Annotated in this window: 14 protein-coding genes; 10 read left to right on the top strand and 4 right to left on the bottom strand. The window is 66.4% G+C overall.

Annotation, left to right across the window (positions count from 1 at the left end; all coding sequences use genetic code 11):
* Position 1 precedes the first annotated feature (1 nt).
* From ssuE to EB835_RS16060, 8 genes are all read left to right on the top strand, one after another.
* Complete coding sequence (gene ssuE / locus EB835_RS16095) at positions 2 to 619, top strand: NADPH-dependent FMN reductase (protein ID WP_135810468.1); 618 nt, start codon at positions 2 to 4, stop codon at positions 617 to 619.
* Positions 616 to 1581 carry an LLM class flavin-dependent oxidoreductase gene (locus EB835_RS16090; protein ID WP_135810467.1) on the top strand — a complete coding sequence of 322 codons (966 nt, stop codon included), beginning with the start codon at positions 616 to 618 and terminating at the stop codon, positions 1579 to 1581. The genes ssuE and EB835_RS16090 overlap by 4 nt, the downstream gene beginning before the upstream one ends.
* Positions 1574 to 3604 carry an FAD/NAD(P)-binding protein gene (locus EB835_RS16085; protein WP_168216761.1) on the top strand — a complete coding sequence of 677 codons (2031 nt, stop codon included), beginning with the start codon at positions 1574 to 1576 and terminating at the stop codon, positions 3602 to 3604. The genes EB835_RS16090 and EB835_RS16085 overlap by 8 nt, the downstream gene beginning before the upstream one ends.
* Positions 3605 to 3867: 263 nt before the next feature.
* The gene (locus EB835_RS16080) at positions 3868 to 5148 is read left to right on the top strand and encodes a trans-sulfuration enzyme family protein (protein ID WP_276606005.1); all 1281 of its coding nucleotides are present in this window, start codon (positions 3868 to 3870) and stop codon (positions 5146 to 5148) included.
* A gap of 285 nt (positions 5149 to 5433) precedes the next feature.
* Positions 5434 to 7422: a sensor histidine kinase gene (locus tag EB835_RS16075; protein WP_135810464.1), complete on the top strand. Its 1989-nt coding sequence runs from the start codon at positions 5434 to 5436 to the stop codon at positions 7420 to 7422.
* Positions 7410 to 8054 carry a response regulator transcription factor gene (locus tag EB835_RS16070; RefSeq protein ID WP_135810463.1) on the top strand — a complete coding sequence of 215 codons (645 nt, stop codon included), beginning with the start codon at positions 7410 to 7412 and terminating at the stop codon, positions 8052 to 8054. Before EB835_RS16075 ends, EB835_RS16070 begins: the two co-directional genes overlap by 13 nt.
* Before the next feature lies 1 nt (position 8055).
* Entirely contained in the window at positions 8056 to 8991 is a 936-nt protein-coding gene (locus EB835_RS16065; protein WP_135810462.1) for a DUF4097 family beta strand repeat-containing protein, read from the top strand.
* A 63-nt stretch (positions 8992 to 9054) separates the two neighbouring features.
* Positions 9055 to 9804, top strand: coding sequence for an SDR family oxidoreductase (locus tag EB835_RS16060; RefSeq protein WP_135810461.1), 750 nt, complete (start codon positions 9055 to 9057; stop codon positions 9802 to 9804).
* 92 nt (positions 9805 to 9896) lie between these two features.
* Here the strand turns inward: EB835_RS16060 and EB835_RS16055 are convergent, their stop codons facing one another.
* Positions 9897 to 10814 (bottom strand): amidohydrolase family protein, encoded by a 918-nt coding sequence (locus EB835_RS16055; protein ID WP_240688794.1) that lies wholly within the window; start codon positions 10812 to 10814, stop codon positions 9897 to 9899.
* A gap of 123 nt (positions 10815 to 10937) precedes the next feature.
* Here EB835_RS16055 and EB835_RS16050 point away from each other — a divergent pair, with 123 nt between their 5' ends.
* Both EB835_RS16050 and EB835_RS16045 read left to right on the top strand, forming a co-directional pair.
* Positions 10938 to 11825, top strand: a complete 888-nt coding sequence (locus EB835_RS16050; protein ID WP_205749962.1) for a ribonuclease FAU-1 family protein — start codon at positions 10938 to 10940, stop codon at positions 11823 to 11825.
* A 48-nt stretch (positions 11826 to 11873) separates the two neighbouring features.
* Positions 11874 to 12896 carry an NADP-dependent oxidoreductase gene (locus tag EB835_RS16045; protein WP_135810460.1) on the top strand — a complete coding sequence of 341 codons (1023 nt, stop codon included), beginning with the start codon at positions 11874 to 11876 and terminating at the stop codon, positions 12894 to 12896.
* Positions 12897 to 12994: 98 nt separating this feature from the next.
* On the opposite strand, the gene EB835_RS16040 is transcribed toward EB835_RS16045, so the two are convergent.
* The 3 genes from EB835_RS16040 to rhaI form a co-directional block, all read right to left on the bottom strand.
* Positions 12995 to 14455: a rhamnulokinase gene (locus EB835_RS16040; protein ID WP_135810459.1), complete on the bottom strand. Its 1461-nt coding sequence runs from the start codon at positions 14453 to 14455 to the stop codon at positions 12995 to 12997.
* A complete protein-coding gene (locus EB835_RS16035; RefSeq protein ID WP_135810458.1) occupies positions 14455 to 16491 on the bottom strand; it encodes a bifunctional aldolase/short-chain dehydrogenase in 2037 nt (678 codons plus the stop codon). Before EB835_RS16035 ends, EB835_RS16040 begins: the two co-directional genes overlap by 1 nt.
* Positions 16492 to 16597: 106 nt before the next feature.
* The gene (rhaI, locus tag EB835_RS16030; protein ID WP_135810457.1) at positions 16598 to 17767 is read right to left on the bottom strand and encodes an L-rhamnose isomerase; all 1170 of its coding nucleotides are present in this window, start codon (positions 17765 to 17767) and stop codon (positions 16598 to 16600) included.
* Between the last annotated feature and the right edge of the window lie 46 nt (positions 17768 to 17813).

Genomic DNA, 17813 nt, shown 5'->3' with positions numbered 1-17813 from the left:
CATGTCGCGTGTCGTCCTGCTCTCGGCCAGCCCCTCGGAGAACTCGAAGACCGAAGCGCTCCTCGAGTTCATCGCCCGCAGGCTCGGCCAGTACGGCCACCGTACGGAGTTCATCAAACTCCGCCACCTGCCCGCCGGCCCCCTCCTGACGGGGGATTCGAGCGACGGCCTCATCGCCTCGGCGCGGGACACGGTCGCCGCCGCCGACGCGGTGATCGTCGGATCCCCGGTCTTCAAGGCCACGTACACCGGACTGCTCAAGGTCTTCGTTGATCTGCTGCCGATGGACGCCCTGCACGGCAAACCCGTTCTGCCGCTGCTCACCGGCGGATCCGCCGCCCACGTCCTCGCCCTCGACTACGGCCTCAAACCGCTGCTGGCCACGCTCGGGGCGAGCTCGATCGGCCGCGGCCGCTTTGTCGCATCGAGCAACATCCTCCCGGCCACGGACACGACCCCTCCGAGCATCGACGAATCCGTCGAGCGCGACGTCGTCGACGCCATCGACCAGTTCGACTCCGAACTGACCGCCCGAGCCCGGTCGTGCACCCACGCCGAGGCAGCCGCCGCCGAATCCCTCATCACCACCCCGATCACGACCGAACGGAATCCCTCATGAGCGTCATCATCGCCACCACGCTGAACCCCGATCCGATCTCCGGCCCGGCGACCGCGAAGACCCTTGACGGACATGCGGACTTCGCCCTCGTCCCCGATGACTTCACCGGGTACGACGCGCTCGAGTTCGCCTCCTGGCTCGGCCCGCTGACCAGCAGGCTCGGGATCGTCCCCGAGGTCCGCGCCACCCATCTCGAGCCCTTCCACCTCGCGACCGCCTCGGCGACGCTCGACTACGCGGCCCGGGCCCGTGCCGGACTCGCTGTGGGCATCTCATTCACCCCCGCCGAGGCGGCCCTCTTCGGTCGACGCGGCCCCGCCCCGGCACCCGCTGCCTGGGCCGAGGCCGCATCCGTCATCGACGTCATCCGCCGACTCTGGGACTCCTGGGACGACGACGCGATCATCCGCGACGAGGCCACCGACCGGTACATCGATCGCGACCGCCTCCACTACATCGAAGCGCAGGTCCAGGACTCGACGGGAGTCGACTACTCGGTGCTCGGCCCCTCGATCACGCCGCGCCCGCCGCAGGGCCACCCGCCGATCATCGTCCGTGCGGAGGCCGGCAACGAGGCGGCCCGCGGCGCCGCCGACGTCGTTCTCGCCGACGAGGCCGCCGGCACCATCTCGCTCGAGGATCTGCGCACCGAACTCGACCCCGGGGTGCCGGTGCTCACCGTCCTGCCGGCACCGACGAACCGCGCCGAGGTGGCCGAGCTCGTCAGCTCCGTGCGCATCCTCGTCGAACGCGGGGCCTCGGGGGTGCTGCTGACCGCGTCAGCTGAGAATCAACTCGACTTCAGCGTCCGCATCGTCTCCGAGATCCTGCCCGCCCTGCACGCGGCGGGACTGCGTGACACCCCTGAGGTCGTTGCGGCACTGGGCGGCGGCAGCGACGCGAGCGATCTGCGCGGCCGCCTCGGACTCGCCCCGGCCGTGAGCCTCTATGCCGATGTGTAAGACGTCGGCTGCGGCGGACCTCACGACCGGCGGTGATGCGTCGACGGCATCCGATTCGGGCGGGCACCGCGCCGACCTCACCTTCATCGGGGCCGGGCCGAAGACCCTGGGCATCCTGCTCGCGATCGCCGCGAACACGGACGCCGGGGCAGGCCTGCGCATCCACCTCGTCGACCCGTATCCGGCCGGAGCCGGGCGGATATGGCGGACCGAACAGTCGCCGCACCTGTGGATGAACTCGCGCACCGAGGAGATCACGATCTTCCCGGACGAGTCCTGCCTGCTCGAGAATCCCGGCATCATGGGACCGACCCTGCACGAGTGGATCCACGGGCCCGGTCGGGAGCGCCTGACGCAGGCTGGCCTCGGCGCCGAGGCGGCAGGGCTCGACTCCCAATCATTTGCCAGCCGCCGGGTCCAGGGACACTACCTGACGGCGGCCTTCGAGACCGCCCTCGATCGTCTCGATGCTCAGGTGCACATCCATCGCGCCCGCGCCGCGGCGGTGCGCCGCGGCGATGACGACCGCGGCTTCGTGGTCACCACCTCTATCGGTGCGGAGATCGCCACCGACATCCTCGTCTCGGCTCAGGGGCATCTCGACATGCACACCGCCGAGCAGGATGCGATCCTGGCCGACCGCGCTGCCGCCTCGGCGGGACATGATCTGTACTATCAGGCTCCCGGATACACGGCCGACCTCGACTTCAGCGGCATCCCCGCTGGCGCTGAGGTGCTCACCCGCGGATTCGGACTCGCGTTCCTCGACTTCATGGTCATGGTCACCGAGGGCCGCGGCGGCGAGTTCGTCGACGACGGCGAACGGCTTCGCTACCGGCCCTCCGGCACCGAACCGGTGCTGTGGGTGGGATCCTCCCGTGGGGTCTCCTACAGTCCGAAGCTCGGCTACAGTCAAGTCGATGTCCCCGGCGCACCGGCCGTGGAATTGCGCTACTTGGACCGCGTGGCTGAGAGAACCGGCCGCGTGGGAGGGGACCGTCGCGGAAGTGGGCACCGCCTCGGCGAGAGTTCCCGGTTCATCGAGTTCGATGCGGTGCTCGGTCCGCTGTTCGAACTCGAACTCACCTATGCCCACTACGAACACGTGCTGTGGAAGCGCGGCATCGACGCTCCCGAACTGCTCGAGCGCATCGATGCAACCGCCGAGCGGGTCCGCGCGGGCCGCATCGGCGCGAACGGGGCAGAAGCCACCACCGGCGCCGTCTTCGAGACCATCGCCGAGGCCGCCCGCGACGTCATCGCCGACGAGGCCGATCTGTTCGACCTGGACCGCATCAACCGTCCGCTGGCCGATCTGCGCTGCGATGATCTCTCTTCTGCAGAGGCGAGCGTGCGCGATCACATCTCCGGGCAACTCAAGCGCAGTGCCGATGTGCACCACTCTGCCGACCTCGCCGTCTTCACCGCTCTGGTCAAGGCATATGTGCAGATCAGGATGTTCGTCCGCGACGGTCGAGTCAGCAATGGCGATCGCACGGAGTTCGTCGAAGGCAGCTTTCATTCCCTGTTCTCATTCGTCGGCAGCGGCCCGCCGCCGAAGAGAGTCAGACAGATCCTCGCTCTCCACGAAGCCGGTTTCGTTCGGTTCCTCGGTCCCGGGTTGAGCATCGACGCCGATGCTGCCGGTTTCACCGCCCGCTCCACCGCTTACCCGGAGGCGAAGACCTTCACGCATCTCGTCGATGCGCGCCTGGCTCGGCAGAGTGCGGAGAAGGCAGCCGATCCGGTCCTCGAAACACTGCGGGCGGACGGCCGACTGCTGCTCGAGACCGCGGCTCACGCGAAGCTGCGCACCGACGGGGCCGGTCGCGCGCTCGACGCACAAGGTCGGGCACAAGGCGATCTGTTCCTGCTCGGTCCCGCGGTCTCCGGATCGACCGCCGAGGCCTTCACCCGCCCGCAGACTGGCGCCCCCGTGTTCGCTGACAACGAGCGCATTGCCGGGGCGATCCTCGACGCCGTGGCGGCAGGGTCCGACCGGCGAGAGCTCCTGGCCGGGTGACCGGTGACCGGCAGTGGGACTGCTCGATCGTCACAGAGAGCTGCCGGGGTGGGAACGAAGGACGATCACGTCGCGTGCGTACGAGTCGGCGGACCGCCTCGGCGAGGGATGCCGACCTTCTACGTCGAAAAATGACATTCATCGACGACATATGACGCGACGTGACCATCCGAGACGGCGCGTTCGCGCGAGCACATCGGGGACACGCACACTGAATCACACCGCAGATGCAGCGGTGCCCATCAGTGAAGGAAGGATCCGCCGTGAGTTCACCCCGTTTCGAACCCACCACACCCGCCGGCATCTCGACCCGATCGGTGCACTCGGGAGCCATGCCCGAGGCACACACCGGTTCGGTCGTGGCTCCGATCTTCCAGACCTCCACCTTCATGATGGACACTCCGGGAGAGACCCGCGCCGGCTTCGACTACGCGCGCACGGGCACGCCGAACCGCAGCGACCTCGAACAGGCTCTGTGCGAATTGGAGGGCGCGTCGTTCGCCGCGGCCGTCAATTCGGGAACCTCGGCCGAGGTGGCCGTGTTCTCTTCTCTGCTGCGTCCCGGGGACGAGGTCATCCTGCCCCGCGACGTCTACGGCGGGACCTTCCGGCTCCTGCAGAACGAGTACGTGCGCTGGGGCGTGGCCATCCGCACCGTCGACCTCACCGACTCAGCAGAGCTCTCCACCGCCATCAATGAGAACACCGCGATCATCTGGGTTGAGACACCGAGCAATCCCGGTCTCGACATCATCGACATCGCCGAGGCGGCCCGGCTCGCCCACCGCGCGAATGCACTCCTGGCCGTGGACTCGACCTTCGCGACCCCGGTGCTGCAGCGTCCGCTGGAGCTCGGTGCCGATATCGTCGTCCACTCGACGACGAAGTTCATCAACGGTCACTCCGATGTCATCGGCGGTGCCGTTCTCACCGGTGATGGGACGACCTGTCCCCGCGCCGCCGAGGTGGTCGACCGTCTCGAGAACCACCTCGCGTCCGTCGGGCTGGGTATCTCCCCGTTCGACGCCTGGCTGACCAGGCGCGGGATCAAAACCCTGCCGGTGCGGATGAAGGCGCACTGCGCCAATGCGCAGGCGGTGGCCGAATGGCTCGAGACTCGCGATGAGGTGGCCGATGTGATCTACCCGGGCCTGCCGTCGCACCCGGGGCATGAGGTGGCGAAGCGGCAGATGAGCGGGTTCGGGGGAGTGGTGTCCCTGCGCACCGACACCGAGGAGCGGGCGTTGTCCCTGGTGGCGAACACGAAGCTCATCACTCTGGCCGAGTCGCTCGGAGGAGTTGAGTCACTCATCGACCACCCGGCGACGATGACGCATCTGTCCGTGGCAGGCAGCGAGGTCAGCGTTTCCGGCAGGTTCATCCGCCTGTCCGTCGGCATCGAGGACATCGATGACATCCTCGCCGACCTCGCCCAGGCCTTGGATGCCACGGCGGAGGGATCGGCCGAGGCGCCATCCGACCTTGACTCAAGCCGTATTGCCGACCCGGATGCCTCGGTTATCGGAGTCTCGGTCCTCGCATAGCCGGCAGCCATCACGCACCGGCAGCGTCACATCCCACCCCGAGTGGCACGTCCTCCCGGTGCTTCGGCATCCCTCACTCATTGTGGCGAAACACCTCCTTGCACCGGGGTGATTCGTTGCGAAGGGTGGGGGATGCTCAGGTACGGCACGGCGTGAGGAGCGCGCGGGAATCCAGAGTCCACCGAGGATCCCGTGTCCGTGGTCACAGGGTGTCGGGAAAACCCGACGTGGGGTCGGAGGTCTTCGTGCTGTTCGCGCGCCCACGGCTCCCGTAGCGTTATTGCTATGAGTGAGAAGACCCCCGAGAACCCGCAGGATCAGGAGCCGGTCGGCCCCGATCCGCAGGAGACTCAGACCCCCGAGGTGGATCCCGGCGAGTCCGCGGACGATCACGGCACCGCGGAATCTGCCCCCGGCACGATGGAGCGCGAAGAGTCCATCAGCGCCGAAGCCATCGTCAACGCTCCGCCGACCACCGAGGTGGACGCGACCGAAGTCGACGAACCGACCGCTCGCGAAGCCGGCGAGTTCCGGACGAAGCCCGTCGACCTCGATGTTCCCTTTGCAACGGGCACGACCCGAGTGATGGGATCAGGCGACCAGGCTCAGCGACCTGACTACCCGCCGATGAACCCCACCCGGCCAGTCACCCACACGACCCCGATGGCTCCTGCCCAGCCGGGCACCCACACTCATCCCTCGGCTCAGGCCGCACCATCCGGGTACGCCCCTTCGAACACCCCGAACTACCCCGGGCCGCCCGGCCACGCCCCTCAGCCCGGACCGCACCCCGCCCAGCAACCCGCCGCGCAGTTCGGTCGGCCCGCGCCGAATGCGCAACCCATGCCGAACGCGCACCCCGCCCCGAACGCGCAGCCCATGCCGGCCGCTCAGCCGATGCCACGTCAACGGCCGCCTCGGCGAATGAAGCCGCGACGCGAACCCGTCGCATACGCACCGGTCACCGGTTCGCTGCCGCTCAGCCGTGAAGACGTCACGGAGATCCCCGCCGACGGCCCCATCACCTGGCCCAAGCGCCCCACCGAAATCATCGGCGTCGCGAACCTCGTGCTCTCCGCCGTCCTCGGCCTGATCTGGGCGTGGATACCGCTCGGACTGCTGTTCACCGGCATCGGCGGAATCTTCGCCCTCGGTCTCGGCGTCCTCGCCCTCCTCGTCTGGGTTCTCGTCCAGCAGGGCGCGAACAACGCCGAACGCTACCGAGCCGAACTCATCTACTCCGATAAGATCCCCGTCCCGAAGATCGAAAGCAGCAATCGCGATCCCGGCATGGGTCGCTTCCTCCACAACCGCTGGCTGCAGGTGAAATCCGGTGCCTTCTGGCGCTCGACCGCCCACCACTACATCAAGATGCTCCTCGGCCTGATCGTCGTCGCCGGCACCATCGCAGCGATCTGCGGGTCCATCTTCGGCATCTTCTTCGCCATCAACCCCGACGGAGTCAACACCTTCTTCACCGGCGAATCCATCGAGGGATCGGCTCGTCTCGGCGTCGCCATCGGCTCGGTCATCGTGCTCGCCAGCTCCCTGGCGATCCTGTGGTTCGCACCGATCCTCGACCGCGCTCTCGACAGGGCGCTGCTGGCCCCGGCCCGCACCGTCGCCCTCCAAGCCGAAGTCACCGAACTCGACCGGGCCCGCATGGCCGGCATCGAGGCGGCCGCCGCCGAACGACTGCGCATCGAACGCGACCTCCACGACGGAGCCCAGCCCCGCCTCGTCGCGCTGACCATGACACTTGGCATGGCGAAGACGAAGATCGACTCCGATCCCGAACGCGCCAAGGAACTCGTCTCCGAGGCCCACACCGAGGCCAAGGGCATCGTCAACGAACTGCGTCAGCTCGCCCGCGGAATCCACCCGGCGGTGCTCACCGACCGGGGACTCGACGCCGCCGTGTCGGCACTGGCCGGACGCTCGACGATCCCCGTCGACGTCGACGTGCGCCTCGAAGGGCGGATCGGGCGGGAAGCCGAAGCCGTGTCCTACTTCGTCGTCGCCGAGTGTCTGACGAACATCGCCAAGCACTCCGGCGCCACCAAGGCCAGCGTGTTCATCGCCCCGATCGAGACCGGCGTTCAGATCGTCGTCACCGACAACGGACAGGGCGGAGCCCGCGTCGACCGGAGCGGACGGCACACCGGCATCGCCGGTCTCATCGACCGCGTCGAAGCCGCCCGTGGCACACTGAACCTGACCAGCCCCGCAGGTGGGCCAACGACTGTAGTTGTGGAGGTGCCATGCGCATCGTAATCGCTGAAGACTCTGCCGTCCTGCGGGCCGGACTCGAACGACTCCTCGCCGACGCTGGACATGAGGTCATCGCCGCCGTCCCCGACGCGAATGAACTCCTGGCCGTCGTCCACAACGATCCGCCGGATCTCGCCGTCATCGACGTGCGCATGCCCCCGACGTTCACCGACGAAGGCATCCGCGCCGCCGTGCTCATCCGCAAGCAGAACCCCGACGTCAAGGTCCTCGTGTTCAGCCAGTACGTCGAGGAACAGTACGCCTCGGAGCTCATCGCCGAGAACACCGGCGGATTCGGCTACCTCCTCAAGGACCGCGTGGCCGATGTCGAGGATTTCCTCGCCGCTGTCGACGAAGTCGCCTCCGGAGGCACTGTCCTCGACCCCGAGGTCGTGTCCCAGATCCTCGTGCGCACCCGGAAGAAGGACGGCCTGTCGACCCTGAGCCCCCGGGAGGTCGAAGTCCTCCAGCTCATGGCCGAAGGCAAGTCAAACGCCGCGATCGCCCGCACCCTCTACCTCAGCGCCGGAGCCGTTGAGAAGCACATCAGCTCGGTATTCACGAAGTTCGGCCTCACCGCCGACACCTCGGACAACCGACGCGTCCTCGCCGTCCTCACATTCCTCGGAGCCTAGAATGCCTGCCACAGTTCGCATCAGCGAATCCGCCCGACTCGGCTTGCGCACGGTCCTCATCATCCTCGCCGTCGTCGTCCTCCTCGTCCCCGTGATCGTCACCGCCGCCCATGGTGCCTCCCGCCTGCACTACGGCAAGCTCGAATCGTCCCAGCCGCTGCCGGCGACGATGAAGGAACTCAAAGTCGGCCTCGCCATGGGCGCCTCCGTCGACGTGCGGACCGATGACGACACCGATCCCACCATCAAACTCAATGCCACCGGTCCCCGCGATGCCGCTCCGGATCTCACGGTCGACTCGAACGGCGGCGTCGCCGAGGTGGCCTTGGACGAAGCCAGGAAGCTCGAGAACACCCGGATCACGGTCACTGTCCCCACCAAGACGGCTCGCGACCTCAAGCTCATCCTCGACAGCAATTACGGCACGTTCGACGTCGACGGCGACTACGCGGAGATCATCGCCGACACCGACGGTGGGGCACTGTTCGTCGCCGGGTCGGCCGACCGGATCCGCACCTCGACCGACTGGGGTGCGACCTCGCTCGAAGGCACCTTCGGGACTGTGGAAGCCAAGACCGGGGTCGGCGCCATCGACGGTGAGAACCTCACCGTCACCGACCGCCTCGACGCGGTCACCTCGACGGGCACACTCGACCTCGCCTTCACCGATGAGGCGGTCCCGTCCGGCGGCATCAGCGCGAAGACCGAGGAAGGGTCGATCGATCTGCAGCTGCCGAACCTCAGGCTCGCGAACGAGAAGAGCGACGATGACTTCGTCTACCGGATCAATGCGAAGTCGAACGACGGGTCCGTCGATCTGGCCTCGGACCTGAAGAAGTTCGATGTGTCCGAGGACCCGAAGGACGCCGAGGACAAGACCCTCGTGCCGATCTCGGCCACAGCCGACACTGGTATGGTCACGGTCAACCAGAACTGAGAAGCGTCGGCGCACGGGCGGGCTCGTCACGGGCCCGCCCGTGCGGCGTCTGAGAGGGCAGCCATGCAGATCACCGTCTTCGGAGCCACCGGAACGTTCGGGGCCCGCCTCGTCGACCAGCTGCGTCAGCGTGGGCACACGGTCATCGCCGCCCACCGTGGAACCGGAGTCGACACATACACCGGTCGCGGAGTCGCCGAGGCGGCCGAGGGCAGCGATGTCCTCGTCGACTGTGTCAACCGGATGACGATGAATGGACGTCAGGCCGTCGACTACTTCTCCCACAGCTCCCGATCGATCGCCGTCGCCGCAGCCGAGCAGCCGGGCACATCCGTGGCCTGCCTGTCGATCGCCTTCCGACCCGAGGTCGGCGAATCGAAGCTGCTCGGCTACTACCAGGGCAAAGCGATGCAGGAACGCATCTACCGACGGATCGTCCCGTCGGATCGGCTGCTGATGTTCCGCTCTGCCCAATGGTTCGAACTCGTCGACGCGATGACGATGACCGTCGGTCCGCTGCGATTCGTGCCGAAGATGCGCGTGCAGGCCCTGGCCGCTGCGGAGGCCGCACGCATGATGGCCGAGGCCATCGACTCAGGCGAGACCGGCACCATCGAGGTCGCCGGCCCCGAGATCAGCGACTTCGCCGCGATCGCACGCCGACTGGCCGAGGCACGAGCCCGGTCCGCCGGCGAGAAGTCCCCGAAGGTCATCGGCATCCCCCTGCCCGGACCGGCGTCCCGCGATGGACTCATCCCGCCCTCGCCGAGGCTCTCCGACGTCACCGTCGACGAATGGCTGCGTACGCGCTGAGTCAGGCCCATGCGCAGCGACATGCGGCTCCGAGGTGGCTGCACTGTGTTGGTCAGGCGAGGAGGCTGTCTTTCGATCCGGAGGCCTATCCGTCACTCCAGACCGAGCACCCGTGCCCCGTTCGTCCACAGCACTGAGCGCATCCAGTCGTCACCGAGCCCGAGCCCGGCCAGTCCCGAGATCTGATCGGCATACGGGTAGGGGATATTCGGGAAATCCGAACCGAGGATGATCTTGTCCTGCAGTTCGGCCAAGCGTTCACGGTAGGCGGGGGCCACCTCGGCGGGGGATTGGAAATATCCGGAGACGTACATCGTCGTGTCGAGGCGGACACCGTCGTAGGCTTCGGCGAGGTCGGCGAATTCGTCGTACTCCGGCATGCCCATGTGGGCGATGACGAACCGCAGTGTGGGGAAGCGCTTGAGCACGTTCGTGACCGCCCGCGGGCCGGTGTACTCACCCGGCAGCGGACGAGAACCCGCGTGGATGACGATGGGCATCTGCGCCTCCGCCAGCGCCGCCCACGCGGGGTCGAGGACGGGATCATCGGGAGAGAACCCGCCCACCTGGATGTGGACTTTGAACAGCTTCGCACCGGCGGCTAAGGCGGCGGGGACGTAGTCGGCGGCTTCGGGTTCGGCAAAGAGAGTGCCGCAGTGGATGACGTCGTCGTGGGATGCGGCGAACTCAGCGTTCCAGTTATTCAGCCAGGCGGCCATGCCGGGCCTGTGCGGGTAGGTCAGCGCTGGGATCGCGCGGATACCCAGGTCACGGACGATGCGCAGGCGGGTGTCCGTGTCGTACCGGTAGTGGATCGGCCAGGACCTTCCATAGTTCGTCTCGGCGTTGTCGAAGTAGGCCCACACCTTGTCGAGCACGTTCTGCGGGAGGAAATGGACGTGGATATCGGCGAGTCCCGGCAGACCGAGCGCGGCGAGATAGGCGGGGATCTCCGCATCCGAGCGCGGGGGAGTGGTCATCGTTGAAGCTGCATCGTCGGAGTCGTTCATGACCCCACTCTATGACCTGACAGGGCACGGTCCGGAGGGTGGTATGACCGCCGCCTCCGGGACACCGGCTGAGCGGACGTGCGTCTTCAGCGCTCGTCCATGCCCGGCGCATAGACTGCCCGCATGACGCTGCGCGATCCGTACACGATCCCCACTCCGTCCCAGGTCAGACCCATCGGCCAAGAGCCGTTTCGGGCACCCGGTGAGACCGTGACCTGGACGTTCCGACGTTTCGACTTCGACCGCGACCTCGCCGAGGTGGCCCGACCGATGCGCGTCATCGCCGATGGACCCGAAGGCCTCGTCCTGTGGCTGTCGGGCGGAACCCCGACCCAGGAGACCCGGATCGTCGGGTGGGAGGACACCAACCCACACGATGTCCCCTTGGCTGCGCGGTTCCGGCCGCCCGCCGAGGCGCCGACTCGGATCAACGTCGACGGGACTTGGCGAGGGCGCGGAGTTCTCAAGATCGTTCCGCCGCAGGTGCCGTTCTCCGTGTGGGTGCTGCTCAAGGACGACGGGGCCGCTGCGCCCGGCGGGGTGCGGGCCGAGTGGTACGTCAACCTCGAAGCCACGCACGTCCGAACCGATGACGCCTTGTTGACGAGTGACCACATCCTCGACATCACCTTTCCCCTCGCCTCGATGCCACTGCACACTCCTGACGGCGGGTTCGACACAACCGGCGCGGTCTTCAAGGACGTCGACGAACTCGCCGCGGCCGCGAACTTCGGGGCGTGGCCGGCCGAATGGTCGGAGATCATCCGCGCCAATGGCACGGAGCTGCTCGATCGCCTCGGTGATTTCGAGTGGGCATTCGACCCCGGCTGGGAGACCGTCGCCCGCAGGCTCGCGGGCGAATCGGCGGGCTCGGCCGGCGACGATGCTGCTGCGGCCGACACGGATGGGTCGGTGCGAGCAGAACTCGGGGCCGCCTCGGCGAGAGAAAAATCGATCGATCAGGAACATCGATCGATCCCGAATGGTTGCTATGACAGACAGTTCCGATGACACCGACGTGTCGATGACACGGAGCATCCGATGAAAGGAAACAGCCAGATGACGACCAACCACCGGATTCGCCTGAACTCGCGCCCCGTAGGCGCACCCACCGCAGAGAACTACCTCCTCGACGAGGTGCCCGTGCCCACTCCGGGTGAGGGTCAGGTGCTGCTGCGGACTCTCTACCTCTCGCTCGATCCGTACATGCGCGGTCGGATGTCGGACGCGAAGTCCTATGCCAAGCCCGTCGAGGTCGGCGATGTCATGGTCGGTGCGACCGTCGCCGAGGTGGTCGAATCGAATTCTGACGACTTCGCCGTCGGGGACATCGTCCTCGGCTACGGCGGATGGCAGGAGTACTCGGTGGAGAACACCGGGCATCTGCGCAAGATCGACCCGGAGCTCGCACCGATCTCCACCCACCTCGGTGTGCTCGGCATGCCCGGATTCACCGCGTACGCAGGCCTGCTCGAGATCGGTCAGCCCAAGGTTGGCGAGACCGTGGCCGTGGCCGCCGCCACCGGACCCGTCGGTTCCGTCGTCGGCCAGATCGCGAAGATCAAGGGAGCAACCGCGGTCGGCATCGCCGGAGGCCCCGACAAGGTCGCGCACCTGACGGAACTCGGCTTCGACGTGGCGCTGGACCACCGGAGCGGGAACCTGCGGCAGGAGCTGAAAGAGGCAGTCCCGCAGGGCATCGACGTTTATTACGAAAACGTCGGCGGGGAGGTATTCAGTGCCGTGCTGCCGCGGCTCAACACCTTCGGACGCGTTCCCGTGTGCGGGCTCGTCGCGAACTACAACCTCACCTCTCTGCCGGAGGGACCGGATCGTTCGGGTGCGCTCATGGGACAGATCCTGACGAAGTCGCTGCTGGTCCGTGGTTTCATCCAGAACGAGTTCGCCGAGCGTCTGACCGGCCAGTTCCTGACCGACATGAGCGGCTGGCTCAAGGAGGGCAAGGTGCGTTTCCGTGAGGACATCCGTCCCGGACTCGACAAGGCGCCCGAGTACTTCAACGACCTGCTCACCGGCGGAAACTTCGGCAAGATGGTCGTCGCCGTGGGCGCCGAGAGCTGAGGCTTCCCGGACGCTCTGAGACTGACACCAGTGCCCATTTCCTGTCGCAGGGAATGGGCACTGGTTGTTCCGGCTAGCGGACACATCAGCTCCCGATTTCAGGACGAGGAGTATTCGACGACGGGGAACGAGTTCTTCACGATCCGACGCAGTTCGCCCAATCCCGCGGTCGGATCGACCTGCCCGACCGCCCTGGCCTGGACGAGCAGGTTGCCGATCGCGGTGGCCTCGACAGGGCCGGCGATGACACGGCACTCGGTGCGCTCGGCCGTCAGTCGGCACAGCAGCGCGTTCTGTGAACCGCCGCCGACGATGTGGATCGTCTCGACCGTCGTGCCGGTCAGATCTTCGGCGGTCGCGATCGTCGAGGCATAGGCGGCGGCGAGCGATTCGAGGATGGATCGGACCACCTCGGCGCGGGTGTGCGGTGGTCCCTGACCGTGTTCGATGCACCACTCGCGGATGCGGGTGGGCATGTCCCCGGGCGGAGTGAAACGGTCGTCGGACGGGTCGAAGACAGCCACCGGATCCTCGACTTCGGCTGCCTCGGCGAGCAGGGTCTCGAGGTCCGAGCTGCGTTGAGCGTCGGTGGCGTCCTGTTCCCACTGACGCATCGATTCGCTCAGCAGCCACAGTCCTGAGACGTTCTTGAGGAACCGGATCGTGCCGTCGACGCCGCCTTCGTTCGTGAAGTTCGCCAGACGGGCCTCCTCGGTCACGACGGGAGCGTCGATCTCGAGACCGACTAAGGACCAGGTCCCGCTGGAGATGAATGCGCAGTTCGGACCCTCCATAGGAACTGCCACCACCGCCGAGGCGGTGTCGTGGCTGCCCACGGCCGTGACCTGGATCGGTGCGCAAGCTCCGAGACGCTCCGTGACCGGCTCGGAGAGGTCCCCGATGTGTTCGCCGGGGGAGACGAGGTCGGGCAGCAGGTCGCTCGGCAGTCCGAGTCGGCTCATCAGGTCGACATCCCAGGTGCCCTCTGTCACCGACAGCAGGCCCGTGGTCGAGGCGTTCGTCAGCTCTGTTCGCATCTGACCGGTCAGCCAATAGGCGATGAGGTCCGGGATGAGCAGGGCCCGATCGGCGAGTTCGAGGAACCCGGCTTCGGCTTCGACAGCGAACTGGAAGACAGTGTTGAAATCCAGATGCTGCAGGCCATTGTGAGCAAAGAGCGCCGTGGGGCCGATCAGGTCATGGACGACCTCGACACCGCGCAGGTTCCTCCCGTCCCGGTAGTGATGCGGGATGCCGAGCAGTCGTCCGTCGCGCAGGAGGCCATAGTCGACCGCCCACGAGTCGATGCCGATGCTGGTGAGCCCTGGACTCGCACTGATCGCCTCACGCAGACCGTCGCTCAGGCCGGCGAAAAGCGATTGGATGTTCCAATGCAGACTCTCACCCAGTAACTGCGGCACATTCGGGAACCTCGCGATATGTTTCATCCTCAGCACACCCTCGGTCACCCCGCCGAGGATGACGCGGCCGCTCGTGGCGCCGAGGTCGACGGCCGCGAGCGTGAGTTCAGCGGACCTGTTGGCGGTCGAGTCCGACATCACCGCAGGAAGGCGGCGGCGACGCCGGCGTCGACGGGCACGTGCAGACCGGTCGTGTGCGAGAAGTCGTCGGTGCACAGAGCGAAGACGGCATTCGCGACGTTCTCTGGAACGACCTCACGGCCGAGGATGGTGCGCTGGGCGTAGAACTTGCCCAGGTCCTTCTCCTCGACGCCGTAGGTCTTCGCTCGTTGGGCACCCCAGCCTCCGGCGAAGATGCCGGATCCGCGGACGACTCCATCGGGGTTGATCCCGTTGACGCGGATGCCGTGTTCGCCGAGTTCGGCGGCGAGCAGACGCACCTGATGTGCCTGGTCGGCTTTCGTCGCCGAATAGGCGATGTTGTTCGGGCCTGCGAACACGGAGTTCTTCGAGGAGATGTAGACGATGTCGCCGCCCATGTCCTGGCCAACGAGGATCCGTGCGGCGTTCTTCGACACGAGGAACGAGCCCTTTGCCATGACATTGTGCTGGAGGTCCCAATCGGCTTCGGTCGTGTCGAACAGCGACTTCGACAGAGACAGCCCGGCGTTGTTGACGATGAGGTCGATTCCTCCGAACGCGAGCACCGCCTCGGCGAGTGCCGACTGCACCCCGGCCTCATCGGAGACATCGGCGGTGACACCGATGGCGACATCGGAGGAGCCAAGCTCCGCAGCGGCGGCCTCGGCCTTGCCGCGGTCGAGATCGGCGATGACGACGCAGGCGCCTTCGGAGGCCAGGCGTGTGGCGATCGCCTTGCCGATGCCTGAAGCGGCCCCGGTGACGAAGGCGACACGGGAGGCCATGGGCTTCGGCGCTGGTTTCCGTTTGAGCTTCGCCTCTTCCAACGCCCAGTACTCGATGCGGAACTTTTCGGCTTCGGAGATCGGGGCGTAGGACGACAGCGCTTCGGCCCCGCGCATGACATTGATGGCGTTGATGTAGAACTCACCGGCCACGCGCGCTGTCTGCTTGTCCGCACCAAAGGAGAACATACCCACACCGGGGACGAGGATGATCGCAGGGTCAGCTCCGCGCATCGCTGGAGAGTCAGCATCGGCGTGGCGGTCATAGTAGGCCGCGTAGTCCGTGCGGTATGCCTCGTGCAGGGCTGGAAGTGCAGCAATGATGTCCTCGACCGGGGTGGCCGCGGGCAGGTCGATGACCAGCGGTTTCACCTTCGTTCGGAGGAAATGGTCGGGGCAGCTCGTGCCGAGTTCGGCGAGGGCGTTGAGCTTGTCGCCGGCGAGGAACTCGAGTACTGCGGGATCGTCGGTGAAGTGACCGACCATGACCTTGTCGGTCGAAGCCAGACCGCGCAGGTGAGGTGCGAGTGCGGCCGCCTTGACCCGGCGCTCGTCTGTCGGCAGGCCCGCATAGTCCGGCCGAACCTGACCGAATGGGTCGGGACGGCCGTGCTCCTCGATGTAGCGTGCCGCGGTGTCGATGATCCACCGTGAGTTCTCCTCGGACTCCGCCGAGGAGGCTCCCCATGCCGTGATGCCGTGACCACCGAGGATGGTGCCGACGGCCTGCGGGTTCTCCTTGCGGATCGCGGCGATGTCGAGGCCGAGTTGGAAGCCGGGCCGACGCCACGGCACCCACACGACCTTCTCGCCGAAGATCGTCTTCGTCAGTTCTTCACCGTCTGCGGCTGTGGCGATGGCGATTCCGGAGTCCGGATGGAGATGGTCGACATGAGCGGCATCGACGAGACCGTGCATGGCAGTGTCGATCGAGGGAGCGGCACCGCCCTTTCCGTGCAGGGTGAAGTCGAAAGCTGCGACCATCTCGTCTTCGCGATCGACGCCAGGGTAGGTGTTCTCCAACGCCTGCAGCCGGTCGAGACGGAGCACCGCCAGCCCCTCGGGGGTGAGCGTTCCGAGGTCGCCGCCGGAGCCCTTCACCCACATGAGTTCGACGTCCTCGCCGGTCACCGGGTCGACGTCAGTGCCTTTGGCCGAGGTGTTTCCGCCGGCATAGTTCGTATTGCGACGGTCGGCCCCCAGTGAGTTCGAGCGGGCGATGAGTTCGTTCACTGTCGGGTTGGTCATGGTTCTCCTCGATAGCGGTGCGAATGGCGAAAGCGAATGATGGGTCGGCGAGAGGCCGCGGTTGAGGCGGCCCGGAATCTACCGGGGGTCCTCAGAAAGTGCAGGATCAGGCGCCCCAGCCGGCTTGGGTGCCGCCGACACGGTCAGCGGCGATCTGCTCCTGGTAGCCGGATTCGCGGAAAGCGCGGATGGGGTCGGCGGGCAGTCCGCGAGAGACTCTCCACTCAGCCAGATCCGGACGCACGTCGGTGTAGAACGCGTCCATGAAGATGTCATTGGCGGTGATGACGTCCCCAGTTCGCTGGGCTTCGGTGAGTGCGCCTGTGTCGATGAGGAGGGCGCGGGCAGTCATCTCCTGGACATTGAGCACGGAGCGGATCTGACCCTCGATCTTGTTCTCCACGTTGTGGCACTGATCGAGCATGAACGCGATATCCGGACTGTTGAAGCCGCCTCCGCGGATCACCTCGTGGAGGATGCGGAAGAGCTGGAACGGATCGGCGGCGCCGACCATGAGGTCGTCATCGGCGTAGAAGCGGGAGTTGAAGTCGAAGGAACCGAGCTTGCCCAGCCGCAGCAGCTGCATGACGATGAACTCGATGTTCGTTCCCGGCGCGTGATGTCCGGTATCGAGGCAGACCATCGCCTTGTCGCCCAGGGCTGCGACCTGGGCGTAGCTCGTGCCCCAGTCGGGGACGTCCGTGTGGTAGAACGAGGGCTCGAAGAACTTGTATTCGAGCACCATCCGCTGTTCCTCGCCGAGGCGGTCGTAGATCCTGGTCAGCGAGTCGTGGAGTCGGTCTTGGCGCCCGCGCATATCCGCCTGACCTGGGTAGTTCGACCCTTCGGCCAACCAGATCTTGAGGTCCCTCGACCCCGTGCGATCCATGACGTCGATGCATTGGAAATGGGCGTCGACGGCCTTGTTGCGGATGCGCTCGTCCTCATGGGTCAGCGCACCGAACTTATAGTCGTCGTCCTGGAACGTGTTCGAGTTGACGGTGCCCAGGCGCACTCCGAGGTCCGCAGCATGGGCAGCCAACTCGTCGAAATCGCAGAGGTCCCACGGAATGTGCAGTGCCACCTGCGGAGCGAGCCCGGTGAGTTCGTGGACCTTCGCCGCATCGGCGATCTTCTCGAACGGGTCACGTGGCGTGCCAGGGGTGCCGAAGACCTTGAATCGGGTGCCGGAGTTGCCGAATGCCCAGGACGGCAGTTCGATCTCCTGTGCGGCGAGTTGGTCGGAGATGTCGGCGAAGCTGGGTTGAGTGCTCATGAGAGTGGCTGTTCCTTACTGTTGCGGTGGTGCTGAGTCAGACATG

Source organism: Brevibacterium sp. S22 (assembly GCF_004745485.1).
Lineage (GTDB): Bacteria > Actinomycetota > Actinomycetes > Actinomycetales > Brevibacteriaceae > Brevibacterium.
The sequence above is the reverse complement of the archived record's forward strand: the minus strand, read 5'-3'. Positions and strand labels throughout refer to the sequence as shown.